The 23,865-nt window shown below is 71.9% G+C and carries 20 protein-coding genes and 1 pseudogene; 14 read left to right on the top strand and 7 right to left on the bottom strand.

Features of this window, described 5'->3' with window-relative positions:
• Nucleotides 1-139 precede the first annotated feature (139 nt).
• Nucleotides 140-2,062, top strand: a complete 1,923-nt coding sequence (locus JL106_RS04045; RefSeq protein ID WP_205259380.1) for a propionyl-CoA synthetase — start codon at nt 140-142, stop codon at nt 2,060-2,062.
• A gap of 12 nt (nt 2,063-2,074) precedes the next feature.
• Here JL106_RS04045 and JL106_RS04040 read toward each other — a convergent pair whose 3' ends face one another.
• The gene (locus JL106_RS04040; protein ID WP_205259379.1) at nt 2,075-2,260 is read right to left on the bottom strand and encodes a hypothetical protein; all 186 of its coding nucleotides are present in this window, start codon (nt 2,258-2,260) and stop codon (nt 2,075-2,077) included.
• A 337-nt stretch (nt 2,261-2,597) separates the two neighbouring features.
• Between JL106_RS04040 and JL106_RS20660 the strand changes: the two genes are divergently transcribed.
• On the top strand, nt 2,598-5,225 hold the full coding sequence (locus tag JL106_RS20660) for a DEAD/DEAH box helicase (RefSeq protein ID WP_236006662.1): 2,628 nt from the start codon (nt 2,598-2,600) through the stop codon (nt 5,223-5,225).
• On the opposite strand, the gene JL106_RS22390 is transcribed toward JL106_RS20660, so the two are convergent.
• On the bottom strand, nt 5,143-5,484 hold the full coding sequence (locus JL106_RS22390) for a substrate-binding domain-containing protein (protein WP_407940091.1): 342 nt from the start codon (nt 5,482-5,484) through the stop codon (nt 5,143-5,145). The genes JL106_RS20660 and JL106_RS22390 overlap by 83 nt on opposite strands.
• A gap of 166 nt (nt 5,485-5,650) precedes the next feature.
• Nucleotides 5,651-6,250, bottom strand: a pseudogene (locus JL106_RS22385) (LacI family DNA-binding transcriptional regulator); the annotation flags it as partial.
• A gap of 328 nt (nt 6,251-6,578) precedes the next feature.
• Between JL106_RS22385 and JL106_RS04030 the strand changes: the two are divergent.
• The 9 genes from JL106_RS04030 to JL106_RS03990 all read left to right on the top strand — a co-directional run bounded on the left by JL106_RS04030 (nt 6,579) and on the right by JL106_RS03990 (nt 17,356).
• Nucleotides 6,579-7,922: a sugar ABC transporter substrate-binding protein gene (locus tag JL106_RS04030; protein ID WP_205259377.1), complete on the top strand. Its 1,344-nt coding sequence runs from the start codon at nt 6,579-6,581 to the stop codon at nt 7,920-7,922.
• 175 nt (nt 7,923-8,097) lie between these two features.
• The gene (locus tag JL106_RS04025) at nt 8,098-9,636 is read left to right on the top strand and encodes an ABC transporter permease subunit (protein WP_407940090.1); all 1,539 of its coding nucleotides are present in this window, start codon (nt 8,098-8,100) and stop codon (nt 9,634-9,636) included.
• Nucleotides 9,636-10,571, top strand: coding sequence for a sugar ABC transporter permease (locus JL106_RS04020; RefSeq protein WP_236006660.1), 936 nt, complete (start codon nt 9,636-9,638; stop codon nt 10,569-10,571). Before JL106_RS04025 ends, JL106_RS04020 begins: the two co-directional genes overlap by 1 nt.
• A 44-nt stretch (nt 10,572-10,615) precedes the next feature.
• The gene (locus tag JL106_RS04015; RefSeq protein ID WP_205259375.1) at nt 10,616-11,812 is read left to right on the top strand and encodes an ABC transporter ATP-binding protein; all 1,197 of its coding nucleotides are present in this window, start codon (nt 10,616-10,618) and stop codon (nt 11,810-11,812) included.
• A 36-nt stretch (nt 11,813-11,848) separates the two neighbouring features.
• The gene (locus JL106_RS04010; protein ID WP_205259374.1) at nt 11,849-13,165 is read left to right on the top strand and encodes an alpha-amylase family glycosyl hydrolase; all 1,317 of its coding nucleotides are present in this window, start codon (nt 11,849-11,851) and stop codon (nt 13,163-13,165) included.
• Entirely contained in the window at nt 13,162-15,009 is a 1,848-nt protein-coding gene (locus tag JL106_RS04005) for a glycoside hydrolase family 13 protein (RefSeq protein ID WP_328841253.1), read from the top strand. The genes JL106_RS04010 and JL106_RS04005 overlap by 4 nt, the downstream gene beginning before the upstream one ends.
• Nucleotides 15,010-15,240: 231 nt before the next feature.
• Nucleotides 15,241-15,915, top strand: a complete 675-nt coding sequence (locus tag JL106_RS04000; protein WP_205259373.1) for a protein-L-isoaspartate(D-aspartate) O-methyltransferase — start codon at nt 15,241-15,243, stop codon at nt 15,913-15,915.
• Nucleotides 15,916-16,015: 100 nt separating this feature from the next.
• Nucleotides 16,016-16,861, top strand: coding sequence for a tryptophan-rich sensory protein (locus JL106_RS03995; RefSeq protein WP_205259372.1), 846 nt, complete (start codon nt 16,016-16,018; stop codon nt 16,859-16,861).
• Between the two features lie 105 nt (nt 16,862-16,966).
• On the top strand, nt 16,967-17,356 hold the full coding sequence (locus tag JL106_RS03990) for a nuclear transport factor 2 family protein (RefSeq protein ID WP_205259371.1): 390 nt from the start codon (nt 16,967-16,969) through the stop codon (nt 17,354-17,356).
• Nucleotides 17,357-17,387: 31 nt separating this feature from the next.
• Here JL106_RS03990 and JL106_RS03985 read toward each other — a convergent pair whose 3' ends face one another.
• Nucleotides 17,388-19,649, bottom strand: coding sequence for a helicase C-terminal domain-containing protein (locus JL106_RS03985; protein ID WP_205259370.1), 2,262 nt, complete (start codon nt 19,647-19,649; stop codon nt 17,388-17,390).
• A 177-nt stretch (nt 19,650-19,826) separates the two neighbouring features.
• Between JL106_RS03985 and JL106_RS03980 the strand changes: the two genes are divergently transcribed.
• The 3 genes from JL106_RS03980 to JL106_RS03970 are packed head-to-tail and all read left to right on the top strand — an operon-like array spanning nt 19,827 to nt 21,248.
• Nucleotides 19,827-20,018 carry a hypothetical protein gene (locus JL106_RS03980; protein ID WP_205259369.1) on the top strand — a complete coding sequence of 64 codons (192 nt, stop codon included), beginning with the start codon at nt 19,827-19,829 and terminating at the stop codon, nt 20,016-20,018.
• A gap of 16 nt (nt 20,019-20,034) precedes the next feature.
• Nucleotides 20,035-20,604, top strand: a complete 570-nt coding sequence (locus JL106_RS03975; protein ID WP_205259368.1) for a nucleotidyltransferase family protein — start codon at nt 20,035-20,037, stop codon at nt 20,602-20,604.
• Nucleotides 20,604-21,248: a hypothetical protein gene (locus tag JL106_RS03970; protein WP_205259367.1), complete on the top strand. Its 645-nt coding sequence runs from the start codon at nt 20,604-20,606 to the stop codon at nt 21,246-21,248. Before JL106_RS03975 ends, JL106_RS03970 begins: the two co-directional genes overlap by 1 nt.
• A gap of 20 nt (nt 21,249-21,268) precedes the next feature.
• Here the strand turns inward: JL106_RS03970 and JL106_RS03965 are convergent, their stop codons facing one another.
• Genes JL106_RS03965 through JL106_RS03955 form a run of 3 tightly spaced genes read right to left on the bottom strand, consistent with a single transcriptional unit; the run spans nt 21,269 to nt 23,753 of the window.
• Entirely contained in the window at nt 21,269-21,658 is a 390-nt protein-coding gene (locus JL106_RS03965; RefSeq protein ID WP_205259366.1) for a Zn-ribbon domain-containing OB-fold protein, read from the bottom strand.
• Nucleotides 21,659-21,696: 38 nt separating this feature from the next.
• On the bottom strand, nt 21,697-22,881 hold the full coding sequence (locus JL106_RS03960; protein ID WP_205259365.1) for a thiolase family protein: 1,185 nt from the start codon (nt 22,879-22,881) through the stop codon (nt 21,697-21,699).
• A gap of 5 nt (nt 22,882-22,886) precedes the next feature.
• The gene (locus tag JL106_RS03955; RefSeq protein ID WP_205259364.1) at nt 22,887-23,753 is read right to left on the bottom strand and encodes a crotonase/enoyl-CoA hydratase family protein; all 867 of its coding nucleotides are present in this window, start codon (nt 23,751-23,753) and stop codon (nt 22,887-22,889) included.
• Nucleotides 23,754-23,865: the final 112 nt, after the last annotated feature.

Genomic DNA, 23,865 nt, shown 5'->3' with positions numbered 1-23,865 from the left:
GGAGTCCTGGGCGGGACAGGTGGGAGATCCAGGCCATGCGCTGCCGGCAGTGCGGTTACCTGAGTCCGTACGCGCCATGAGTGATCGCCTTGGCTAGCCTGATCGCGCACCAGCTCGCACCGTCGCGAAGGGGTCGATCATGGGTGAGGACACCGGTCAGGACCACAGGGCCGACACCGGGGACTACCGGGCCCTGCACGCGCTGAGCCTGCAGGATCCCGAGACCTTCTGGCTGGACGCTGCCCGGACGCTGGACTGGGACACCCCTCCGGAGCGGGCGCTGGACGACACGCAGGCACCGTTCTTCCGCTGGTTCCCGGGCGGTCGGCTGAACGTCTGCGCGAACGCCGTCGACCGGCACGTGGCCGCCGGTCGCGGTGATCAGGTGGCCGTCGTGCACGATTCCCCGGTGACCGGCACCCAGCGGTCCATCACCTACGCCGACCTGCTCGACCAGGTCAGCCGGTTCGCCGGGGTGCTGCGCGGGCTGGGCGTCGAGCGGGGCGACCGGGTGGTGATCTACCTGCCGATGATCCCCGAGGCGGTCGTCGCCATGCTCGCCTGCGCCCGGCTCGGGGCGATCCACTCGGTGGTCTTCGGCGGCTTCGCGCCGCGGGAGCTGGCTCTGCGCATCGACGACGCCACCCCGAAGGTGATCGTGACCGCGTCCTGCGGCATCGAAGTGAGCCGCGTCCTGCCCTACGTGCCGATGGTGCGGGAGGCCATCGCGCTGGCCGGCCACACCCCCGACGCGACGGTGGTCCTGCAGCGGCCGCAGTCCCCGGCCGAGCTGACCGGCGCCGAGCACGACTGGGAGCAGGCGATGACCGGCGCGACGCCCGCCGACCCGGTGCCGGTGGCCTCGTCCGATCCGCTCTACATCCTCTACACCTCCGGCACCACCGGGAAGCCCAAGGGCGTGGTCCGGGACAGCGGCGGCTACGCCACCGCGCTGGCCTGGACGATGCGCGGCATCTACGACGTCGGGGTCGGCCAGACGATGTTCACCGCATCCGATGTCGGCTGGGTGGTCGGCCACTCGTACTGCGTCTACGCACCGCTGCTGGCCGGGGCGACGACGGTGATCTACGAGGGCAAGCCGGTGGGCACGCCGGACGCCGGCCAGTTCTGGCGGGTGGTGGCCGAGCACCGGGTCCGGACGATGTTCACCGCGCCGACCGCGTTCCGGGCCATCAAGAAGGACGACCCATCCGGTGCGCTCGCGGGCCGGTATGACCTGAGCAGCCTGCGGTACCTGTTCCTGGCCGGCGAGCGGCTCGATCCCGAGACCCACCGCTGGGCCACCGAACTGCTCGACATCCCGGTCATCGACAACTGGTGGCAGACCGAGACGGGCTGGCCCATCGCGGCCGACCCGGCCGGTGTCGGACTGCTGCCGATCAAGCCCGGATCGCCCACCCTGCCCATGCCGGGCTGGGACATCCAGGTGCTGGACGGGCAGGGTGGACGCGTCCCGGCCGGCGAGGACGGAGCCATCGTGGCCAAGCTCCCGCTGCCGCCCGGCGCGCTGCTCACCGTGTGGCAGGACGACGAGCGGTTCGTCCGCTCGTACCTGTCCGCGTTCGACGGCTACTACCTGTCCGGCGACGGCGGCCACCTCGACGAGGACGGGTACGTCTTCGTCATGGGGCGCACCGATGACGTGATCAACGTTGCCGGACACCGGCTCTCCACCGGCGGGATGGAGGAGGTGCTGGCCTCCCACCCGGACGTGGCCGAGTGCGCCGTCATCGGGGTGTCCGATGCGCTCAAGGGGCAGGTGCCGCGTGGTTTCGTGGTGCTGAAGTCCAGTGTGGACACCTCCGAGCCCGGCTACGAACAGCGGCTGCAGGCCGAGCTGGTGCAACTGGTCCGGGACCGGATCGGGGCGGTGGCCGCGCTGCGCGAGGTGCTGGTGGTGCCGGGCCTGCCCAAGACCCGCTCGGGGAAGATCCTGCGCCGGACCATGCGCGGCATCGCCGACGGCGCCGACGAGCCGGTGCCCTCGACGATCGACGACGTGAGTGTGCTGGAGACGCTGCGGCCGATGCTGCGGCAGTGACGCCGCCGATGATCAGTGCGCCGTGACGGTGCCTCGAGTTCTGCGCAGCTGCGCGACGGCGACGAGCGCGAGCCCGAGCACCACCCACCCGCACCACACCAGGACGCCGGTGCCACTGCCCGCCCCGTCGAAGTCGGTGACACGGATCTCCGGCCACAGCACGACGAGGAATTCGATGACGTCAGCGACTGGGCGCAACCACGCGAAGTCCGTGTCCTCGTCGGGGAGTGACCGGACGAGCAGACCCTGTGCGCGCTGCCGGCCGGCAGCCAAGACCTGACGCGTCGGCGGCTTGCCGTCGACGCGTCAGCAGTGGTCGGCTGAACACCGTCGACGACGGAGCGCATGGCCTCGAGCTGACCGGGACGCAGGGACGGCCACCCGAACACCTCGGTCGCCACCCGCCGGATCCTGGCATCCACTGGCTCTGTGCTGACTCCTCGTGCGCCACGCCCGATCGGACGCGGGCGGGTGATCTGTACCCAACGTCGTCGGCCGTCAAGCCGGCGACCCCGGCCGTGCGAGGCTGGACGGCATGACGACCGTGGCCGACCTCGTCCCCGCCGGGGAGAACCCGCAGGCCTGGCGGGAGCGCCTCGGCGGCCCGGACCACTCCGGCCTGGTCGACGGGGAACCCGACCCGGACACCGTCTACGACGCCTTCACCGGCTGGGCGCAGCAGCGCGGTCTGAGCCTCTACTCGCACCAGGAGGAGGCGCTGCTGGAGATCGTCGCCGAGAACAACGTGATCGTGGCGACGCCGACCGGGTCGGGCAAGAGCATGATCGCCACCGCCGCGCTCTTCGCCGGGCTGACCGCCCAGCAGGCCGGCGGCTCCCGCCGGGCCTACTACACCGCGCCGATCAAGGCCCTGGTCTCCGAGAAGTTCTTCGACCTGGTCGACATCTTCGGGGCCGACGCGGTCGGCATGATCACCGGCGACTCGGCGGTGAACGCCACCGCCCCGATCATCTGCTGCACGGCCGAGATCCTGGCCGGCATCGCGCTCCGCGGCGGGGCCGACGCCGACCCGGGCGTCGTGGTGATGGACGAGTTCCACTACTACGGCGACCCGCAGCGGGGCTGGGCCTGGCAGGTGCCGCTGCTCGAACTGCCGCGCGCCCAGTTCGTGCTGATGTCCGCGACGCTCGGCGACGTCTCCTTCTTCGCCGAGGACCTGACCGCGCGGACCGGCCGGGAGACCAGCCTCATCACCGGCGTGCAGCGGCCGGTGCCGCTGCACTTCGAGTACACGCTGGTGCCGCTGACCGAGACGCTGCAGGAACTGATCAGCACCGGACGGGCTCCGGTGTACTTGGTGCACTTCACCCAGGCTGCGGCCCTCGAGCGCGCGCAGGCACTGTCCAGCCTGGCCGTGGCGACCCGGGCCGAGCGGGACCAGATCGCCGAGACCATCGGCGATTTCCGCTTCTCGGCCGGGTTCGGCCGGACGCTGTCCCGGCTGGTGCGGCAGGGCATCGGCGTGCACCACGCCGGGATGCTGCCCAAGTACCGGCGGCTGGTCGAGAAGCTGGCCCAGTCCGGGCTGCTCAAGGTCATCTGTGGCACGGACACCCTCGGCGTGGGCATCAACGTGCCGATCCGGACCGTGCTGCTCACCGGCCTGAGCAAGTACGACGGACGGCGCACCCGGCTGCTGTCGGTCCGCGAGTTCCACCAGATCGCCGGACGCACCGGCCGGGCCGGGTACGACACCGCCGGCGACGTGGTCGTGCTCGCGCCGGAGCACGTGATCGAGAACGAGCGTGCACTGGCCAAAGCCGGGGACGACCCGGCCAAGAAGCGGAAGGTGGTGCGGCGCAAGCCGCCCGAGGGCTTCGTCAACTGGACCGAGAAGACGTTCGACAAGCTGGTCGAGGGTGGACCGGAGTCGCTGCGGTCGCACTTCCGGGTGTCGCACGCCATGGTGCTGGGCGTCATCGCCCGCCCCGGCGACGCGTTCACCGCCATGCGCCGGCTCATCGAGGGCAGCCACGAGCCGCGCGACCGGCAGCTGCGACATGCGTTGCGCGCCATCGCCGTCACCAAGGCCCTGCTCACCGCCGGCATCATCGAGCGGCTCGACGTCCCGGACGCGACCGGGCGGCGGTACCGGCTGACCGAGGACTTGCAGCTGGACTTCGCGCTCGACCAGCCGCTCTCGCCGCTGGCGCTGGCCGCGCTCGAGATGCTGGACCGCGAGTCGGACGGCTATCCGCTGGACGTGGTCTCGCTCATCGAGGCGACGCTCGAGGGGCCGGGCACCATCCTGGCCGCGCAGCGGTACAAGGCCCGCGGCGACGCGGTCGCCGCGATGAAGGCCGACGGGCTCGAGTACGAGGAGCGGATGGAACTGCTCGAGGAGGTCGAGCACCCGAAGCCGCTGGCCGATCTCATCGAGGTCGCCTACGAGACCTACCGGCGCGGCCATCCGTGGGTGGCCGAGTACACCCCCGACCCGAAGTCCATCGTGCGGGACATGTTCGAACGCGCCATGACGTTCTCCGAGTACGTCGCCTTCTACGGTCTGAGCCGGTCCGAGGGGGTGGTGCTGCGCTACTTCGCCGACGCCTACCGGGCCATGCGGCGCACCGTACCGTTGGACGCGCGGACCGAAGAGCTCACCGACATCGTCTCGTGGCTGGGCGAACTCGTCCGCGGCGTGGATTCGTCGCTGCTGGACGAGTGGGAGGCGCTGGCGCATCCGGACGAGGAGGAGACCGGCCTGCCCGGGGTGCGCCCGCCCAGCGCCGACGCCGGCCGCGGTGTCACCGCCAACGTCCGCGGATTCACCGTCATGGTCCGCAACGCGCTGTTCCGGCGGGTCGAGCTGCTGTCCCGCCGGGCGTACGCCGACCTGGGCGAGCTGCGCGACCTGGCCCCGGAAGACGCCGTCGGGGCGTCGGTGTGGACCGAGCAGGCCTGGGCCGAGGCGATGGACGGCTACTGGGCCGAGTACGACGACCTGGCCGTGGGCGCCGATGCCCGCAGCGCCGCGCTGATCACCGTCCGGCCCGGACCGCAGGCATGGTCGGTGCGGCAGGTGTTCGACGACCCGCAGGGCGACCGGGACTGGGGGATCACCGCGGAGATCGACGTGGCCGCGGCGGACGAGGCGGGGGAGCCGGTGCTGCGCGTGCTCGAGGTCGGGCCGTTCGGCTGATCGGGGCCGGCGCCACCGACTCGCGTTCGGACAGCGGCATGAGCACCCGCTCGATGCCGGGGGACAGCGACGGTTCCAGCAGTCGCTCCACCGCGCGGCGGCCCAGCTCGAAGTGGGGGATCGCGGCGCTGGTCAGTCCGGGGCGCAGCCATCCGGCCAGGTCCGAGTCGTCGAAGGAGATCACCGAGAGGTCGTCCGGGATGGACAACCTCGCCTCTGCGGCGGCCTGGTACGCGCCCAGGGCGATCCGGTCGTTCAGGCAGATCAGCGCGGTCGGTCGGTGGCCCTCCGCGAAGTACCGGCTGACTGCCGCGTGGGCCGGCTCCGGCCACCAGATGGTGTCGATGAGATCGGTCAGCTCCAGCCCCTGGGGGGGCGAGCACGTCGTCGATCCCGGCCAGTCGTTCCGCCGCGGCCATGGTGTGCGGCGCCGGTTCCCCGACCAGGGCGATCCGGCGGTGGCCGTGGTCGACCAGGACGCGGGCCACCGCGCGTCCGGCCTCTCGTTCGGCGGGCACCACCGCCGGCAGGGCGCGGCCGGTGCTCACGCAGTTGAGCAGCACGACGGGGTGCTCCCGCAGCACCTTGCTGATGGTCGCCCGGCGTGTGTACATCGACGCGTAGACGAAGCCCTTCACGCCACGGTCGGCCATGCTGTGCACCAGCGTCCGCTCCACCGCGACGGACCCCTCGCTCTCGCCGATGAACAGTTGGTGCCCGTGCAGCACGGCGGTGGCCAGCGTGCCGCGCACGATGTCGCCCGCGAACGCCTCCGAGGCGATGACGTCCGACAGCAGCCCGATGGTGTCCGACCCGCGGGTCCGCAGCCCACGGGACATCAGGTTCGGCCGGTAGTCCATCTCGCGGGCGGCGTGCCGGACGCGCTGCTCGGTCGTCGCGGAGATGCCCATGTCGCGGCGTCCGGCCAGCACGTACGACGCCGTGGTCTGGGAGACGCCCGCCCGTTCGGCGACGTCCCGGAGCCTGACCCGCGGCGGCGTGGTCGATCGGCCTGGTGACGCCATCGCCTCCCCGCCTCCGCCCGAGCCGTGCTGATCCCCGATCGTCGCACGCGCCACTGCGGTCCCCCATGGTGAATCGGATCAGGCCGGACGGTTGGCCGGATGCGGTGCTGAACCGGTTCAGCCGGATCAGCCCGGCAGATGCGTTGGAACACAACGATCGGAAGGCCATCCACGTCTCGCCTTGCGCGATCGCCCGACCAGGAGTGTGATGCCGCACACAAGCATTTCGTCCGACCGACGGCGCCGGTGACAGCCCCGGAGCCCAGGTCGGGCCACCCGTGTGCGACGCGCGAGACCCGATGCCCAGAGCTGTGCTGAGGAGCCCGACATGCGATCACGACACGCACGACTCATCGCGCTCGGTGGGATCGTCGCCCTCCTGGTGGCCGCCTGCGGCGGCTCCGACGACGGGGGTGGTGGGACCACCGCGGCCACCTCCGCGGCCGGGGCGGGGACGGCCACCAGTGCGGCCACCGGCACCACGGCCGAGGAGTCGCCGGCCACGACCGGCGGCGGCGCCCCGGCGGGCAGCGCGGCCGGGACGCTGACGATCTGGACCGACGCGCTGTACGCCCCGCCGGTGAAGGAGGCGGCCGACGCGTTCGCTGCCGAGAACGGCGTCACGGTGAACGTCCAGGCGGTCAACGAGACCCGCACACAGTTCCTCACCGCCTCGCAGGCGGGCACCGGACCCGACCTGGTGCTGGGCGCGAACGACTGGATCGGCCAGCTGGTGCAGAACGGCGCCATCGATCCCGTCCCGATGACCGACGCCACCAAGGACCTGTTCAACCCCGCCGCCATCCAGGCGGTGACTTTCAACGGCCAGGTCTACGGGATCCCCTACGCGGTCGAGAACCTCGCGCTCTACCGGAACACCGATCTGGCGCCCGAGGCCCCGGCGACCTGGGAGGATCTCACCGCCGCGGCCACGTCGCTGCAGCAGCAGGGCAGGGTCACCGAGCTGCTGGCCCTGCCGATCGGCACCGACGGTGCCCCGGCGCCGTACCACACGTACCCGATCTTCACCGCGGGCGGCGGCACGCTGTTCGGCGAGAGCCCGGACGGCAGTTACGACATCAACCAGATGGAGATGGGCTCGGACGCCAGCATCGCCGCGAACACCAGGATGTCGCAGATGGCCCAGCAGGGGCTGCTCAAGACGTCCATCGGCTCGGAGAACCTGGCGTCGATCTTCACCGATCAGAAGACGGCGTTCATGGTCAGCGGCCCCTGGACCCTGCCGGACATCGAGGCGGCCGGCATCAACTACGCGATCTCCGACATCCCGTCGTTCGCCGGCGGTCCGCCGGCGCGGCCGTTCCTGGGAGTGCAGGCGGTGTACGTGGCCAGCAAGGGCCAGAACAAGGCCCTGGCTCAGGAGTTCGCGACCAACTACTTCATCCAGCCCGAGGTGGCGCAGGGGCTCTACGACGCCCAACCGCGGCCGCCGGCCCTGCTGGAGACCTACGAGTCGGTGGCCGCCGAGAACCCGGACATCGCCGCCTTCAACGAGGCCGGTGCCGAGGGCGACCCGTTGCCGTCCTTCACCGAGATGGCCGGGATCTTCGATCCCTGGGGCAAGGCCATCGTCGCGATCGTCGGCGGCGCCGATCCGGCCCAGACCACCCGCGACCTGGCCACCACCATCGACGGGCTCATCGGCGGGTGACGTCCGCCGGGCCCGGACGGACCGGTCCGGGCCCGGCGGATCCCCACCACCTGCGCGTCGCCCCCGATCGCAGCACCACGGACCCTGGAGGAGTGTCGTGGCCAGTCCTGTCGAGCACGTCCGTGAGTCAGGCGCCCCCGCGGCGGCCGGCGGCCCGCCGCCGCCGGGTGGGCTCATGCGCCTGGCCGGCCCCGGTGGCCGGCCGCTGGGCCTGATCCTCAAGCTGCTGCTGCTGGCGGTCGCGGCCGCGATCGCCGTCTGGGCCGCGATCCCGTTGATCGACGCCGGCAACTGGATCGGCCTGGCCATCGTCATCGTGGCGACGATCGCCATCTTCGTGATCTACCTGTCGCCCCGGATGATCCCGGCCAAGTACCTGGTCATCGGCACGCTGTTCCTGCTCGGCTTCCAGGTCGCGCCCATCATCTACACCCTCACCACCGCGTTCACGAACTTCGGCGACGGGCACCGAGGCAGCAAGGACGAGGCCATCGCCGCGATCGAGAGCGCTTCGATCACCCAGGCGCCGGGGTCGGAGGTCTACGCACTGTCCATCGGGACCGAGCCGGACGGTGACCTGGTCTTCCTGCTCACCGACGCCCAGGGCGCGGCGTTCGCCGGCACCGCAGCCGGGCTGGAACCGCTGGTGCCGGGCACCTTCAGTGCCGGAGCCACCGGCAAGATCACCGAGGCCGAGGGCTTCACCGTGCTGAACGTCGGTGAGGCGTCCGCCCGGGGTGCCGAGATCGCCGAGTTCTCGGTGCCGACCGACGACGGCGCCATCCGCAGCCAGGGCCTGTCCACCGCATTCGAAGGCATCGCCGGGCAGAACTACCAGGCCGACTGCGACTGCATCACCGACATCAACACGGGCACCGTCTTCACGGCGGACAACGACATCGGCAGCTTCGTCGACCCCAACGGCAACGCACTGGCCCAGGGCTGGAAGGTCGGTGTCGGGTTCGAGAACTTCACCGACGCGCTGACCAACCCGACCATCGCCGGGTCGTTCTTCAAGATCCTGCTCTGGAACTTCGCCTTCGCCCTGCTCGTCCCGGTGCTCACCTTCGCGCTCGGGCTGGCACTGGCCATGCTGTTCAACAGCGAGGAGTTGCGCGGCCGCCGGATCTACCGGTCGCTGCTGATCCTGCCGTACGCCATGCCGGGTTTCGCGATGCTGCTGGTCTGGCGCGACATGTTCAACGCCGACTTCGGCCTGATCAACAACCTGTTCGGGCTGTCGGTCGACTGGCTCGGTGGGGAGTGGACCGCACGGCTGGCCGTGCTCATCATCCAGCTCTGGATGGGCTTCCCGTACATGTTCCTGGTCTGCACCGGCGCGCTGCAGTCGATCCCGTCCGACCTGGTCGAGGCAGCCGGGGTGGACGGCGCCAGACCCGGCTACGCCTTCCGGACCATCACCTTCCCATTGTTGCTGGTGGCCACCGGCCCGCTGCTGATCACCACGTTCGCGTTCAACTTCAACAACTTCAACGCGATCTACCTGACCACCGGCGGTGGGCCGTTCCCGGCCGACAACCCGACGGCCGGCGCGACGGACCTGCTGATCAGCTACACCTACCGGCTGGCCTTCGGCGGTCAGGGTGCGGACTACGGCTTCGCTGCGGCCATCTCGGTGCTGATCTTCCTGATCGTGGCGGTCATCTCGATCATCGGCTTCCGCCGGACCCGGGTGCTGGAGGAGGTCAACTGATGAGCACGGAAGCGATGCTGGCGTCGGAACTGCGGGACACCTCGCACGGAAGCGGGCAGTCCGGCCACGTGGTGCGCCTGGGCAGCGCCCGCGGCAACTGGTTCCGGCGGGTCGGCTGGCGGCACGTCGTCGGCGTGATCGCGCTGTTCTTCGCGATCTTCCCGATCCTGTTCGTGGTCTCTGCCGCCTTCAACCCGCAGGGCACGCTGAGCTCGTCCACGCTGATCCCACGGGACGCGAGCTTCGCCAACTTCGACACGCTGTTCAGTGAGACCAGTTTCTGGCGGTGGTTCGCCAACTCGCTGCTCATCTCGCTGCTGTCCGCGGCCCTGTCGTTGTTCATCTCGGCCGCGGCGGCCTACGCGTTCTCCCGGTACCGCTTCCGAGGTCGTCGCGCCGGGATGCTGTTCATCCTGCTGGTCCAGATGTTCCCGCAGTTCCTGGCCATCGTGGCCATCTACCTGATCTTCGTGGAGATCAGCGAGCTGTACCCGGCGATCGGCTTCAACACCCCGTGGTCGCTCATCCTGCTGTTCCTGGGTGGCGCGCTCGGGGTGAACACCTGGCTGATGAAGGGCTTCTTCGACACCATCCCCAAGGACCTGGACGAGTCGGCCAAGGTCGACGGGGCCACCCACGCGCAGATCTACTTCGGCATCATCCTGCCGCTGGTGACACCGATCCTGGCCATCACCGGCCTGCTGTCGTTCATCAGCACGATGAGCGAGTTCATCATCTCCAGCGTCTTCCTCACCGAGGACTCGGCCAAGACCGCCGCCGTCGGGCTGTACGGACTCATCTCGGCCCAGCGCAACGCCAACTTCGGCGTCTTCGCGGCCGGTGCGCTCATCGTCGCGATCCCGATCGTCGTGCTGTTCCAGTTCCTGCAGCGCTACATCGTCGGCGGCATCACCGCCGGCGCGGTCAAGGGCTGACCCCGGCCACTGCTTCGACATCCCGATCCTGGAAGGACGTCCCGATGGCCACCGTCACGCTGGACAAGGTCAACAAACAGTACGAGAACGGCTACCACGCGGTGCACGACCTGGACCTGGAGATCGCCGACGGCGAGTTCCTGGTCCTGGTCGGGCCGTCCGGGTGTGGGAAATCGACCGCGCTGCGGATGGTCGCCGGGTTGGAGGACATCAGCACCGGGGTGATGAAGATCGGCGACCGGGTGGTCAACACGCTCTCGCCCCGGGAGCGGGACATCGCCATGGTGTTCCAGTCCTACGCGCTGTACCCGCACATGACGGTGGCCGAGAACATCGGGTACGGCCTGAAGATCCGCCGCATGGACAAGACCGAGATCCGCCGCCGGGTGGAGCGGGCCGCCGAGATGCTCGAACTCGGGCCGATGCTGGACCGCAAGCCCAAGCAACTCTCCGGTGGACAACGGCAACGGGTCGCGATGGGCCGGGCCATCGTGCGCGAACCGCAGGTGTTCCTGATGGACGAGCCCCTGTCGAACCTGGACGCCAAACTGCGGGTGCAGATGCGTGCCGAGATCGGCCAGATCCAGCACGACCTCAACGTCACCACGCTGTACGTGACGCACGACCAGATCGAGGCGATGACCATGGGGGACCGGGTCGCCGTCATCAAGTCGGGGATCCTGCAGCAGGTCGGCGCACCCCAGTACCTGTACGACAACCCGGCCAACCTCTTCGTCGCCGGCTTCATCGGGTCGCCGCCGATGAACATGGGGATGGGCCGGATCATCCGGCACGGCGAGGGCCTGGGCCTGCGGTTCGGATCGCGGACGCTGGCCCTGACGGGCAGTGTGCTGACCGACCACCCGAGCCTGGGCCAGTGGGTCGACCGGCCGGTCGCGGTCGGGATCCGCAGCGAGGACATGGAGGACGCCGGCGTGCTGCGGGAGGCCGCGGCCCCCGACTCCACACTGGTCGCCACGGTCGGGCTCACCGAGGCCCTCGGCTCGGAGATCGTCGTGCACTTCGACCTGGACGTCCCGCCGGTGGAGAACGAGGAGACCCGGGCCCTGGCCGAGGACTCCGGCGCCGACGACACCGGCCTCCGCTCGAACGGCACCCGCTTCGTCGCCTCGTTCGCGCCCCGCTCCCGGGTCCGGATCGGCGACCAGATCGAGGTGGTGGTGGACGTCGCCCGGCTGCACTTCTTTGACCCGGACAGCGGACTCACGCTCAAGGGCTGAGTCCGGCGTCTCCCGACCAGCAGGAGCGTGGCGTCCATGACGGTCCCGGACCGCTACCGACCGACGCCGGCGGTGCGCATCACGCATCCCGAGTGGAGCAAGAACGCCACCATCTACCAGATCAACACCCGGCAGTTCACGCCCGAGGGCACGCTGCGGGCCGCAGAGGCGCACCTGCCGCGGCTGCAGCAGTTGGGCGCGGTCATCCTCTGGCTGATGCCGGTGCAGCAGATCGGTCGCGAGCGCCGCAAGGGCACCCTGGGCAGCCCGTACGCGATCAGTGACTACTACGCGCTGGAACCGGCGCTCGGTACCACCGAGGACCTCACGCACTTCGTCCGTTCCGCGCATGACCTCGGGATGTACGTGATCCTGGACTGGGTGGCCAACCACACCGCTTGGGACTGCAACCTGGTCACCGAGCACCCGAACTGGTACGCCCGGGACTGGCGCGGCGGGTTCCGGCCCACCCCGTGGTTCGACTGGGACGACATCATCGATCTCGACTACGACGTACCCGAACTCCGGCAGTACATGACCCTGGCGATGCGGTACTGGGTGACCGAGACCGACATCGACGGGTACCGGTGCGACACCGCCGGTCTGGTGCCCACCGACTTCTGGGACACGGTGCGGGCCGAGCTGGACGCGATCAAGCCGGTGTTCATGCTGGCCGAGTGGGAGGCGCGCGACCTGCACGCCGGTGCCTTCGACATGACCTACGCCTGGAGCTGGAACGACGCCATGCACCGGATCGCCCAGGGCGAAGCCGATCTCGAACAGCTGCGCGTCTACTACGCCTGGAACGAGAAGTCGTACCCGGCCGACTGCATGCGGATGACGTTCGTCAGCAACCATGACAAGAACGCCTGGGAGGGCACGGAGTACGAGCAGTTCGCCGACGCCCTGGACGCGGCTGTGGTGCTGTCCGCCGTCGGCGACGGGATGCCGCTCATCTACAACGGGCAGGAGGCCGGCAACGACAAGCGGCTGGAGTTCTTCGAGCGGGACCCCATCGTCTGGCGCGAGCACCCGATGGGTGAGCTGTACCGGAAGCTGTTCGCGCTGAAGCGGACGAACACCGCGCTGTGGAACGCGCACTGGGCCTCCCGCATGGTGGAGGTGCCCAACTCGGCGAGCATGCACGTGCTGAGCTTCGTGCGGGCCAACGACCGCGACAAGGTGTTCGCGGTCTTCAACCTGGCGCCCAGCACCACCCGGGTGCGGTTCGCCCAGTCGCTGTGCCACGGGCACTACGTCGACTTCACCACCGACGAGCCGATGGACATCGACGGCGACGCCGAGCTCGCGATGGGACCGTGGTCCTACCGGGTGCTGGTCCGGCCCGCGTGACCGGCCCGAGCCGGCCGTCCGGTCGCCCCGCGGTGGTGCGCGTCGGACCGCACCACGACGGGTCGGCGCTCTACGTCGGGACCGCCCGTCCGGCGCTCGGCGACCGCGTCCCGGTGCGGGTGCGGGTGCCGGCGCGCGGCGGCGTCCGGTCCGTGAGCCTGCGGGTGCTGCAGGATGCCGAGCCGACGTGGGTGGACGCCACGCCGGACGGGGCGGACGCCGGTGAGCGGTGGTTCACCGCGGAGGTGCCCATCCACAACCCGGTGACCAGCTACCGGGTGCACCTGGACCGCGGCCGGTCCGGCTACAGCTGGCTCAACGGCACCGGCGAACACGCGCGGGACATCACCGATCTGGCCGACTTCCGGCTCACCACGTTCGATCCCGGTCCCGACTGGGCGCTGGACGCGGTCGTCTACCAGGTGTTCCCGGACCGGTTCGCGCGGTCGGGGGCAGAGCGCCCGGTCCCGGCCTGGGCCATCCCGGCGGACTGGGACGACCCGGTCATCCCGTCCGGGCCCGGCGTCTCCGAGCAGTTCTACGGCGGCGACCTGGACGGCATCCGGGAGCGGCTGTCCCACCTGCAGCAGCTCGGGATCACCACCCTGTACCTGACGCCGATCTTCCCGGCCCGGTCCAACCACCGCTACAACGCCACCACGTTCGAGACCGTCGACCCGTTGCTCGGCGGCGACGCCGCCCTGGCCCGGCTGGCCGGCGCCTGCCACGACGCCGGCCTGCGCATCGTCGGCGACCTGACCACCAATCACTCCGGGGACGACCACGCCTGGTTCCGGGCCGCACTCGCCGACCCGATGGCGCCGGAACGCTCCTTCTACTACTTCGGCGACCGCGACGATTACGCCAGCTGGCTCGGCCACCGCTCGCTGCCCAAGTTCGACCTGGAGTCGCTGGAGCTGCGGGACCGGATGTTCGGCCCGGGCGACTCCGTCGTCGCCCGGTGGCTGCGAGAGCCGTACGACCTGGACGGGTGGCGCATCGACGTGGCCAACATGACCGGCCGGCACGGCGCGCACGACCACGGGGCCGCCGTGGCCAGGCTGATCCGCGGGACGCTCGCCGCGGTGCGACCCGACTCGGTGCTCATCGCCGAGTACACCAACGACTTCACCGCCGACCTGCGCGGTGACGGCTGGCAGGGATCGATGAACTACGCCGGGTTCGGCCGACCGGTGTGGTCCTGGCTGGTGGGCCCGGAGTACGAGGAGAGTCTGCTGGGCGTCGGCTCGCGGATCGTCCGCCGTCCGGGCACCGAGAACGTCGACACCATGCGCGACTTCGCGGCAGCGGTGCCGTGGGCCGTCGCCGCGCGGCACTGGAACCTGATCAGTTCGCACGACACCGCCCGGATCCGGACGGTCACCGGATCGGGCGAGGCGTCGCGGCTCGCGGCCGTGATGCTGATGACCTACCTCGGGACCCCGATGGTCTACGCCGGGGACGAGCTCGGGCTGCAGGGGCGCAACGGGGAGGACGGCCGGCGGCCGATGCCGTGGGACCGTCCGGACCGCTGGGACGACGAGACGCTGCGGCTCCACCAGGAGCTCATCGCGTTGCGGCGCCGGCACCCGGCGCTGTGCCGCGGAGGCCTGCGCTGGGTGGTGCGGCAGGCCGACGCCATCGCCTTCCTGCGCGAGACGGCCGACGAGCGACTGCTGGTGGGCGCGGCCCGGGCCCCGTGGTCCGGCGCCCGGTTGCCTCGGACGCTGGCCCCGGACGGGGTCGCCGAGACGCTCCACGGCGGCGTCGATCTGACGATCACCGACGCCGCCGTCGAGGTGCCGGGCGACGGGCCGATCGCAGCCGTGTGGCGGCTGGCGTAGCCGCCGGTCGTGTGCGACGTGCGCTGCACGCCCTCACCGAGCGCCACGGACTTGTCCGGCGTCCAGCCGGCCACGGAGAGGTTCGCCTGCTCCACCTGGGTGACGACCCGCAGCGGTGTGCTCGGTCGGTGGCGACCGGCTGGCTGCTGGTCGAGCCGGGGACTGGTTGACGCCGGGACCGGGCGGGTACTGCTCGGGCGCCAGGACGTCCCGATGGTCGGGGGTGACCGGATGCGCACGGGGACCTTCGCCCACGATCGCCACCGGATGGTGCAGCGCCAGCTCGTCCGGCGGGGCATCCGGGACGACCAGGTGCTGGCGGCCATGGGAACGGTGCCCCGGGAGCGCTTCGTGGACGAGTCCGCAGCCGGCCGCGCCTATGAGGACACGCCGCTGCCGATCGGTCAGGGCCAGACCATCTCCCAGCCGTACATCGTCGCGGCGATGCTGCAGGCGGTCGCGCTGTCGGCGGGCGACCGGATGCTCGAGGTCGGCGCCGGCTCCGGGTACGCCGCCGCGGTGGCCGGGCGGATCGCCGGTGAGGTGGTGGCCGTGGAGCGCCACGTCGGGCTCGCCGCCGCCGCCCGCCGGCGACTGCGAGACCTGCACTCCGACAACGTCGAGATCCGGATCGGCGACGGCACGCTCGGCGTCCCCGAACGGGCGCCGTTCGACGCGATCGTGGTCTCGGCCGGCGGGCCGGTGGTCCCACCGGCGCTGAAGGACCAGCTGACCGTCGGCGGCCGGCTGGTCATCCCGGTCGGTCCGGCCGACCGCCAGGTGCTCGTCCGGGTCACCCGGCGCGGCGCGGACGACTTCACCGAGGAGTCGCTCGGCGAGGTGATGTTCGTTCCGCTCATCGGCCGGCAGGGCTTCCGGGACAGCACCTGGACGTCCGGGCCGTGACGCGTCTCGATCGTCACCGGTTCGTGGCGGGATCGTGACCGGGGATGTGGCTCGATTCACCGGAATCGGTCAGCCCGGGCACCGGTCGTAGCGTGGGGTCATGGCCACCACTCCGACGATCACCGCGCTCGACCGGGCCCGGCTGTTCACCGTCACCGTCAGCGAGGTGCTGTGCGTCCTGGGCACCCTGCTCGGTGTCGGCGTGTTCGGCGGGCCCCCGGTGGCGGAGGCCGCGGGCGGTGCGCTGGCGGCCGACGCCACGCTGCTGGCGCCCGCCACCCAGGCGTTCTCCATCTGGACGGTGATCTACCTGGGGCTCGCGGCCTACACCGTGTGGCAGTGGCTGCCCGGTCAGCGGACCGACACCCGGCACCGGCGCATCGGCTGGCTGGTGGCCGGTTCGATGCTGCTGAACGCGCTCTGGCTGCTGGTGGTGCGCGGCGGCCTCATCTGGTTCAGCGTGCTGGTGATCGCCGGACTGGTCGTCCTGCTGGGCGTGCTGGTGCAGCGGGTGGTGACCGAGCCGGCGACCGGCCGGGTGGACACGGTCCTGGTGGACGGCATGCTCGGGCTCTACCTCGGCTGGGTGTCGGTCGCGGTGTGCGCCAACGTGACCGCGGCGCTGCGCACCTCGGCCTGGGATCCGACCGGCGGCAGCGCCGAGACGCTGGCCGTGCTGGTGCTCGCGGTGGTCGCGCTGGTCGGCGTCGTCGTGCAGGTCCGGACGCGGAACGTGGCCGTGGCCCTGGCCATGGCGTGGGGGCTGGCTTGGATCGCGGTCGGCCGGCTGGGTGCCGGTCCGGAGTCCACGGTGACCGCGGTGGCGGCGGTCGCGACCGGAGTGGTGGTGCTGGGCGCGGCCGTGGTGGCGCGCCGGGCGGGCAGCCGCACACCGGAGTCGGGCACGGCCGCACGGACCGACATGGTCGGCGCCCGGCACACCTGATCGGGTTCCGGTCGGAGGCCGGCGGGTACCCGCAGCGGGACGGCATCCGGCCCGGACGGTCCGGCGGTATCCCTGCGGAAACCGTCACCGACCCCAGGAGCATCGATGCACGGAGCGTCCCAGGACCGCGCCCAGGCGTTCGCCGACGCCGTCGTCCGACTCGAGTCCAGCGGCGACCTCGGCACCTTCGTCGACCTGTTCGCGGACGACGCCGAGCTGGTCCGGCCGGAGACCGGCCAGCAGCTCGCCGGCCGTGACGGCGCTCGGGACTACTGGCAGCAGTACCTGGCCCAGTTCCGGGTGATCCGCTCGGAGTTCAGCCGGGTCGCCGAGGGCGATGGGCTGGGGGTGCTCGAGTGGCAGAGCACCGGTCGGCTGGCCGGCGGCGGCGACATCTCCTACCGCGGGGTGAGCCTGGTCGACTTCGCGTCGGACGGCCGGGTGTCCCGGTTCGCCACCTACTTCGACACGGCCAAGTTCGCCACCGCGGTCTGACCCGGCGGGCCGGACGCGACGGCTCGGGGAGTCAGTCGTCGTCCGGCCCGGCCAGTCGGGCGTCGGTGATGCGGTGCAGCGCCAGCGTGCGGATCGCGCCGCGCAGGTGGTCGAACGCGACGACGGCCCCGCCGCTCACCGCGACCGGATCGATGACCCGGTGGGTGGCGCTGCCCTCGGTGTCGACGTAGCCGATCCACAGCGGCCGCCGGTCGGCGGCGGCGCCGCGGACCAGATCGACGATCTCGCCGCTCTGCTGAGCCAGCCGCGGCCCCGACCGGTCGGCGGTGCGCATCCGGTCGACGACCTTCTGCAGCTGCTCGTCGGTGGCCACCGGTGGCTCCCGCCACGGCTTCGGGCCGGTGATCCCGTCCAGCCCCGCACTGCCCCGCGCGGGACGCGGGCGCAGGTCCACCACCGCGCCGGTCTCGTCCTCGGCCGCGGCCACCAGCCCGGCGCCGCGCAGCACCGCGAGCAGCTCGTGCGACTCCAGCGGTGAGACGGCCACCGTCGGCGCCAACCGCCGCAACGCCACCCCGGTCGCGGCCGCGTGGGCCTCGGCCTGGTCGAGCAGCGCGGGATCGTCGCTGCGCAGGTACGCGCTGGCCGCCCCCAGCCGCAGCACCCCGTACGACCGGCCCACGTCGTCGATCAGGTACGACAGTCCCTGCGGGACCCCGGTGGCGGAATGCTCGGTGAACAGTCGCTGCACGTCGGCGGCCGACATCCCGGAATCGAAGGCCCGGCGCAGGCTGGCCGCGGTGACCCGGTAGACGGTGCCGCCGCCGGCCGACTCCACGTCGGCCACCCGGGCCAGCTGCGCGGCGACCTCCCGTTCCAGCCGGCCCGGCGCCACCACGGTCAGGTCAGCCTGGACCAGGAAACTGGTCCCGGCCGGCGGCAGTGCGGTGGTCAGCGCGGCGCGGGCGGTGTCGGCATCGCCGTCGAGGACGGCGCGGCCCGCCGTGCTCAGCGCGTCGAACGCGATGACGCCGAGGGCCGTCGCCTCGGCGCGCACCCCGGCCAGCAGGGCGGCGTGACCGTCGCGGGCACGCAGCGGCGCCCGCCAGGCCAGCCGGTCCACCCAGGACGACTCGGTCAGGCCGGTACCGGACGGCAGGGCGGCCAGTTCCCGCAGCACGAACCGGCGCTCACCCGGGCCCCGGGCCCAGGCCGCCTCGGGGGTGAGCGCGTTGATGACCTTGGCGTTCTTGTCGCTCTGGTCCGGCCCGTCGCGGCGGCCCACCCGCTGCGCGTCCCGCCGCAGGTCCAGCCACCCGGTGGCGAGCCGGACCCAGGCGTCCTCGACGTCCTCCTCGAGGAACAGGTCGGCGGTGCCCGTGGGCACCCAGGACGGCGGCAGCCGGTTGCTGCGCTGGAAGGCCGCGTCGGACACGAAGATCATCCCGGTGGCGGCCAGCAGCTCGACGAACAGCGCGGTGAGCTGGTCGTCGGTGCCCAGGTCGCGGCCGAGCCGACGCAGTTCGCGGATGCCCAGCCCACCGCTGCGCAGCAACGGCGGTGGTGCCTGGCCGAACAGCTCGACCAGGGCGCGGGCCTGGTCGACGGCGGCCAGGCTCTGCAGCGCGGCGGTGGCGTCGATGCTGTCGGCGCGTTGCGGCCGCTGCTCGCCGGGGGGCACGGTGACGTCCACGCGACCGAGCGGAGTGTCGCCCCGCAACGCCAGCGCGGTCTGCCGCGGCATCTCCACCGTGACCGGATCGATGCGGGTGAGCAGCTTGGCGGCCAGCAGTTCGTCGACCGCGGCGCCCACCGCCCCGACGAACTCGCCGCTGCCCCGGGGCAGCCCGCGGTCGAGCCGTTCCAGGACGGACCGGGCCTCGGCCGAGACGGAGTCCAGCGCTCGCCGGGCCGTGGCGGCGGACAGCGGGCCGGGCGGCCCCAGACCGGCGGGGTACTGGCCGAGGGCTGCCGTCACCGCCGATGGCACGGTGACCGGATCGGTGCCGCGGACCAGGCCGACCGACTCCAGGTGCAGCAGCGCCGCGTCCAGCGCCTCGGCCGGGACGGTCGTCCCGACCAGATCGGCGACCCTGGCCCGTGGCACCGGGTCGGCGTCGGGGATCTGGGCCAGGACGGCGGCCTGCACCACCTGCAGGTGGAACCGGTCCAGCTGTTCCAGGGCCCGCCACACGGACGGTCCGGTGTTCAGCCGACCGGCCAGCACGGTCAGGTCCGCCGGGGTCGGCACCAGCAGGTCCGGACGGGCGCGCAGGAGCGCGCGCAGCGCCGCGTCGTCCCGGCTGCGCAGCCACTCCAGGGTCGAGACCATCAGGTCCACGGTAGTGCGCGCCCCGGCGGCGCCCGCGACGCGCCCGACCCGTTCCGGGACGCCGGTTGGGTGCCGGGCGCCCCGTCCTGGACAATGGCGCCCAGAGCGAGCGGCGCGGGAACCGACCCGGGCCGGCGGGGTGCGGCGCGGCCGGCCCCGGGTGGAGAGGAGCTACCGGTGGCGGACCACGGCGGCAAGCGGCGCAAGGGTGTCGACCCGACCTGGCCTGAGGAGAAGGACGGTCAGCACGCGGTCAGCGAGCTGATCAGCGAGACCCAGGGCGCGCACTCCCCGTTCGGCACGATCGAGTTCCCGGTCGATCCGAGCAACCTCCCGTACCACCACCCGCACACCGAGATCAATCGCTGACCCCCGTCCCCGGCGTGTGATCGCGGGGCTGCTGCTCGCGGCCGGGTCGGGCCGTCGGTACGGGCGGCCGAAGGCCCTGGTGGACTCCGGTCACGGGCCGTGGGTGCGGACCAGCCTGGCCGCGATGGCCGGCTGTGATCGGCGGTGCGTGGTGATCGGGGCGGCCGCCGAGGACGTGGCGGCGCTGGTGCCCGCGGACGTCCGGACGGTGGTGAACGCCGAGCACGAGGCGGGCATGGGAACCAGCCTGGTCACCGGGCTGCGCGGGGTGCTCGAGGACGACCACGCAGGCGCCGTCGACGCCGTGCTGGTCATGCTGGTCGACCTGCCGGACGTCGGTGCGGACGTCATCGACCGGGTCCTGGCGGACGTCCGGGCCCAGGCCGCGCCGCGCACGTCGGTGGTGCGGGCTGCGTACGCCGGCGTGCCCGGTCATCCGGTGGTGTTCGGCCGGGACCACCTGGCCGCGGTGATGGCGTCCTCGGGTGGGGACCGGGGCGCCCGGGACTTCCTGGCCGGCCGTGACGTGACGCTGATCGAGTGCAGTGATCTGGCCGACGGCACCGACGTGGATCGGCCCCGATGATGAGGACCACCGCTCGACGCCGGTCCTGGCCGGCCGCGCTCGTCGTCGCCGGGCTGGCGATGGGTGCGTGCTCGGCCGGCGAGCCGGCGCCCCAGGCCGGGGCCGAAGTCGCTCCGTACACCGCCACGACGATCCGAGCGGAGGGCCTCGGGCCGTTCACCGTCGGCGACGTCACGCCCGCGGACGTCGCACCGTGGCACCTCGAACAGGGCGGTCAGGCCTTCGACACGGTCCCGCAGACCGAGAACTGTGCGCTGGCCACCGACCGCGCGGCCCAGCTCGCGCTGGTCGTGGACCAGGACCAGGCCGTCGTCGCGGTCGTCACCGGCAACCCGTCGATCCGCACCGGCGAGGGCATCGGTGTCGGCGACCCGGTCGACCGCCTGGCCTCGGTCCACGATCCCGACGCGGTGCACGCCGTCCAGGCGACGTCGCAGAGCGGCGGACCGCTGGTGGTCGTCGACCCGGCGCCGGGGCAGGAACCGGTCCGCGGCACGCGGATGCTCGCGTTCGACACCTCGCTCGACGGGACCATCACCCGTATCCGCGCCGGGGCGTGGCCGTGGGTGAGCTACCTGGACCACTGTTCGGACCTGTCCACCCGTCCCGACGAGACCGGGTGGCCGCTGACCCGGGACCGCTGACCCGGGACCGCTGACCCAGGTCAGCCGACCGGGGCGAAGACCGGCACCTGCTCGTCGTGCTCGCCCGGACCGGACGGCATGAATTGGGCCTGCACCCGGAGGTCGGCGAGGTCGCCGTGCGGGTCGACGTCGACGAGTTCGGTCCACCACCAGGGGCCCTCGTCGAGCTGGACGATGGCGACCACGGTCGGCTCGGTCCGCTCGCCGCGGCCGGGCACGACGGCCCAGGACACGACGGACCCGGTCCCGGCCGCGGGGACGCGTTCCAGCTCGTCACGGCTGTCGACGTCGGTCTGCGGGGCCAGCCAGGCCCCGGTGGTGGTGTCCCGGGCGAGCAGGAACTCGCCTCGGGCGGTGCCGTCGAAGAAGGCGGCGGTGGCGGGGTCGCGGTGGACGGGGAAGAGCGGCATCAGATCTCCTGATCAGTTCGTGTCATCAGGCGGACTCGTCAGTCGGTGCCGAGCACGAGCGTGCCGTGGTGGTCGAGGATCCCGCCGTTGCCGGACACCAGGACCCGGTGGTGCGCGTCGACCTGGCGTTCGCCGGCCTGGCCGCGGGCCTGGATGATCGCCTCGGACAACGGCGTCATGCCCCACATGTAGTACGAGGACAGTTGTCCGCCACCGGTGTTCACCTTGAGCTTGCCGTTCGGGCCGAGCATGCCGGGGGTCGAGACGAAGTCCCCGCCCTCGCCCTTGGCGCAGAACCCGTAGTCCTCGAGGGAGACCAGCGCCGTGTACGTGTAGCAGTCGTACAGCTCGACGACGTCGATCTCGTCCAGCGTGGTCCGGGCCATCTGCAGCGCCCGCGGGCCGGACTGCGCGGCCCCGGTGACCAGGCCGAAGTCGTCGTTGCGGCGCCCGCTGCGGCCCGGGTGGCTCTGCCCCCAGCCGAGCACCTGCACCACCGGCTGGGCCAGGTCGGCCGCCCGCTCGGCCGAGGTCACGATGACCGCGATGCCGCCGTTGGACACCAGGCAGCAGTCGAACAGGTGGAACGGCTCGGCGATCCACCGCGAGGCGTGGTACTCCTCGAGCGTCAGCGGCGTGCGGAACTGGGCCAGCGGGTTCATCGTCGCCCACTCCCGCTGGGCCACGGCGATCGCGCCGAACTGGTCCTGCGTGGTGCCGTAGGCGAGCATGTGGCGGCGAGCGGCCAACGCGTACAAGGTGTTCGGCGTCAGGATGTTCGCCGTCCCGGTCAGCGCCCGCCACCCGGTGGGCAGCGACCCGGCCGCCCGGTAGGCCGCGCTGGTGGCCGTCTTCTCCTTGAGCGGATCGTCGGCCCAGACGCAGGCGACGGTGTCGACCATGCCCGAGGCGATGGCCATCGACGCGTACTGGACCATCTGCGTCGCGGTGGAGCCGTAGCCCTGCACGGAGGACAGCAGCCCCAGGTCGGTGAGGCCCAGATCGCCCTGCAGATCGATCCCGTACCCGGGGCTGATGCCGGTGGACACCAGCAGGCCGTCGATGTCGCCCACGCCGATACCGGCGTCCGCGGCCGCGCGCTGCACGGCCTCGACGGCGAACTGCCGGGCGGTCCGGCCGTAGACCTTGCCCAGCTCGGTCATGCCGAGACCGGCGATGGCGGTGTTCGGACGGAAAGCGGAGTCGGTCGTGCTGTCAGTCATGGCGTTCAGCGCCCTTGCCAGCGCGGCGCGCGCTTCTCGGCGAAGGCGGTCATGCCCTCCATGGCGTCCGCGCTGCGCATCAGGGTGCGGCCCTCCTCGGCCGTCCGGTCCCAGTCGTCGGCTTCGTCCACCGCGACACCGTCGACGATGCCGCGGGCGAGCCGCTTGCTGGCCTGCACCGACAGCGGGGCGTTCACGCAGATGCGTTCGGCCAGCGCCAGAGCTGTGTCCAGCAGCTCGGGCAACGGCACCACGGCGTTGACCAGGCCGAGCTCGAACGCCCGCGCGGCGGGCAGCGGATCGCCGGCGAGCAGGTGCTCCATGGCGATCTTCGGTGGGATCTGCCGGGCCAGCCGGAACGCCCCGCCGGCGCCGGCGAAGATGCCCCGCTTGACCTCGGGCAGGCCGAACGTCGCGGTGTCGGCGGCCACGGCCAGGTCGCTGGCCAGCACGATCTCGGTGCCGCCGCCGAGGGCGAAGCCGTTCACGGCCGCGATGGTCGGCTTGGAGATCATGTGCTTGACGTAGCCGGCGAAGCCCCAGCGCTCCATCCGCGGATCGACCGGGCCCTGCCGGCCGCGCGCGGCCTCCTTGAGGTCGGCGCCGGCGCAGAACGCCTTGTCGCCGGCGCCGGTGATCACCACCACCCAGATCGACGGGTCCGCCTCGGCCAGATCCAGTGCCTCACCGACGCCGACGGTCAGATCGGTGTTGACCGCGTTGCGGGCCTCGGGCCGGTGCAGCGTCACGATCAGCACGTGGCCGCGTCGTTCGGCCAGCACGGTACCGTTGCCGCCCACCGCCACCGTTCCGTCGGCGTGCGCCGAGCCGTTGCAGGCGCCGGGCTCGGCGGGGTCGAGGACTTCGCTCATGACAGGGGCGCCTTCCTGGTGCTGGTGCTGGTGCTGGTCGGTGTCGGACGGGATCGGACTTGCCGACTCTGTCCGTCAGGAATCCTGGGCCCACCGTACGTGGGGTGCGATC

Source organism: Nakamurella leprariae (genome assembly GCF_016918035.1).
In the GTDB taxonomy this organism is placed as follows: Bacteria; Actinomycetota; Actinomycetes; order Mycobacteriales; family Nakamurellaceae; genus Nakamurella; species Nakamurella leprariae.
This window is presented reverse-complemented; position numbering and strand designations above follow the sequence as displayed.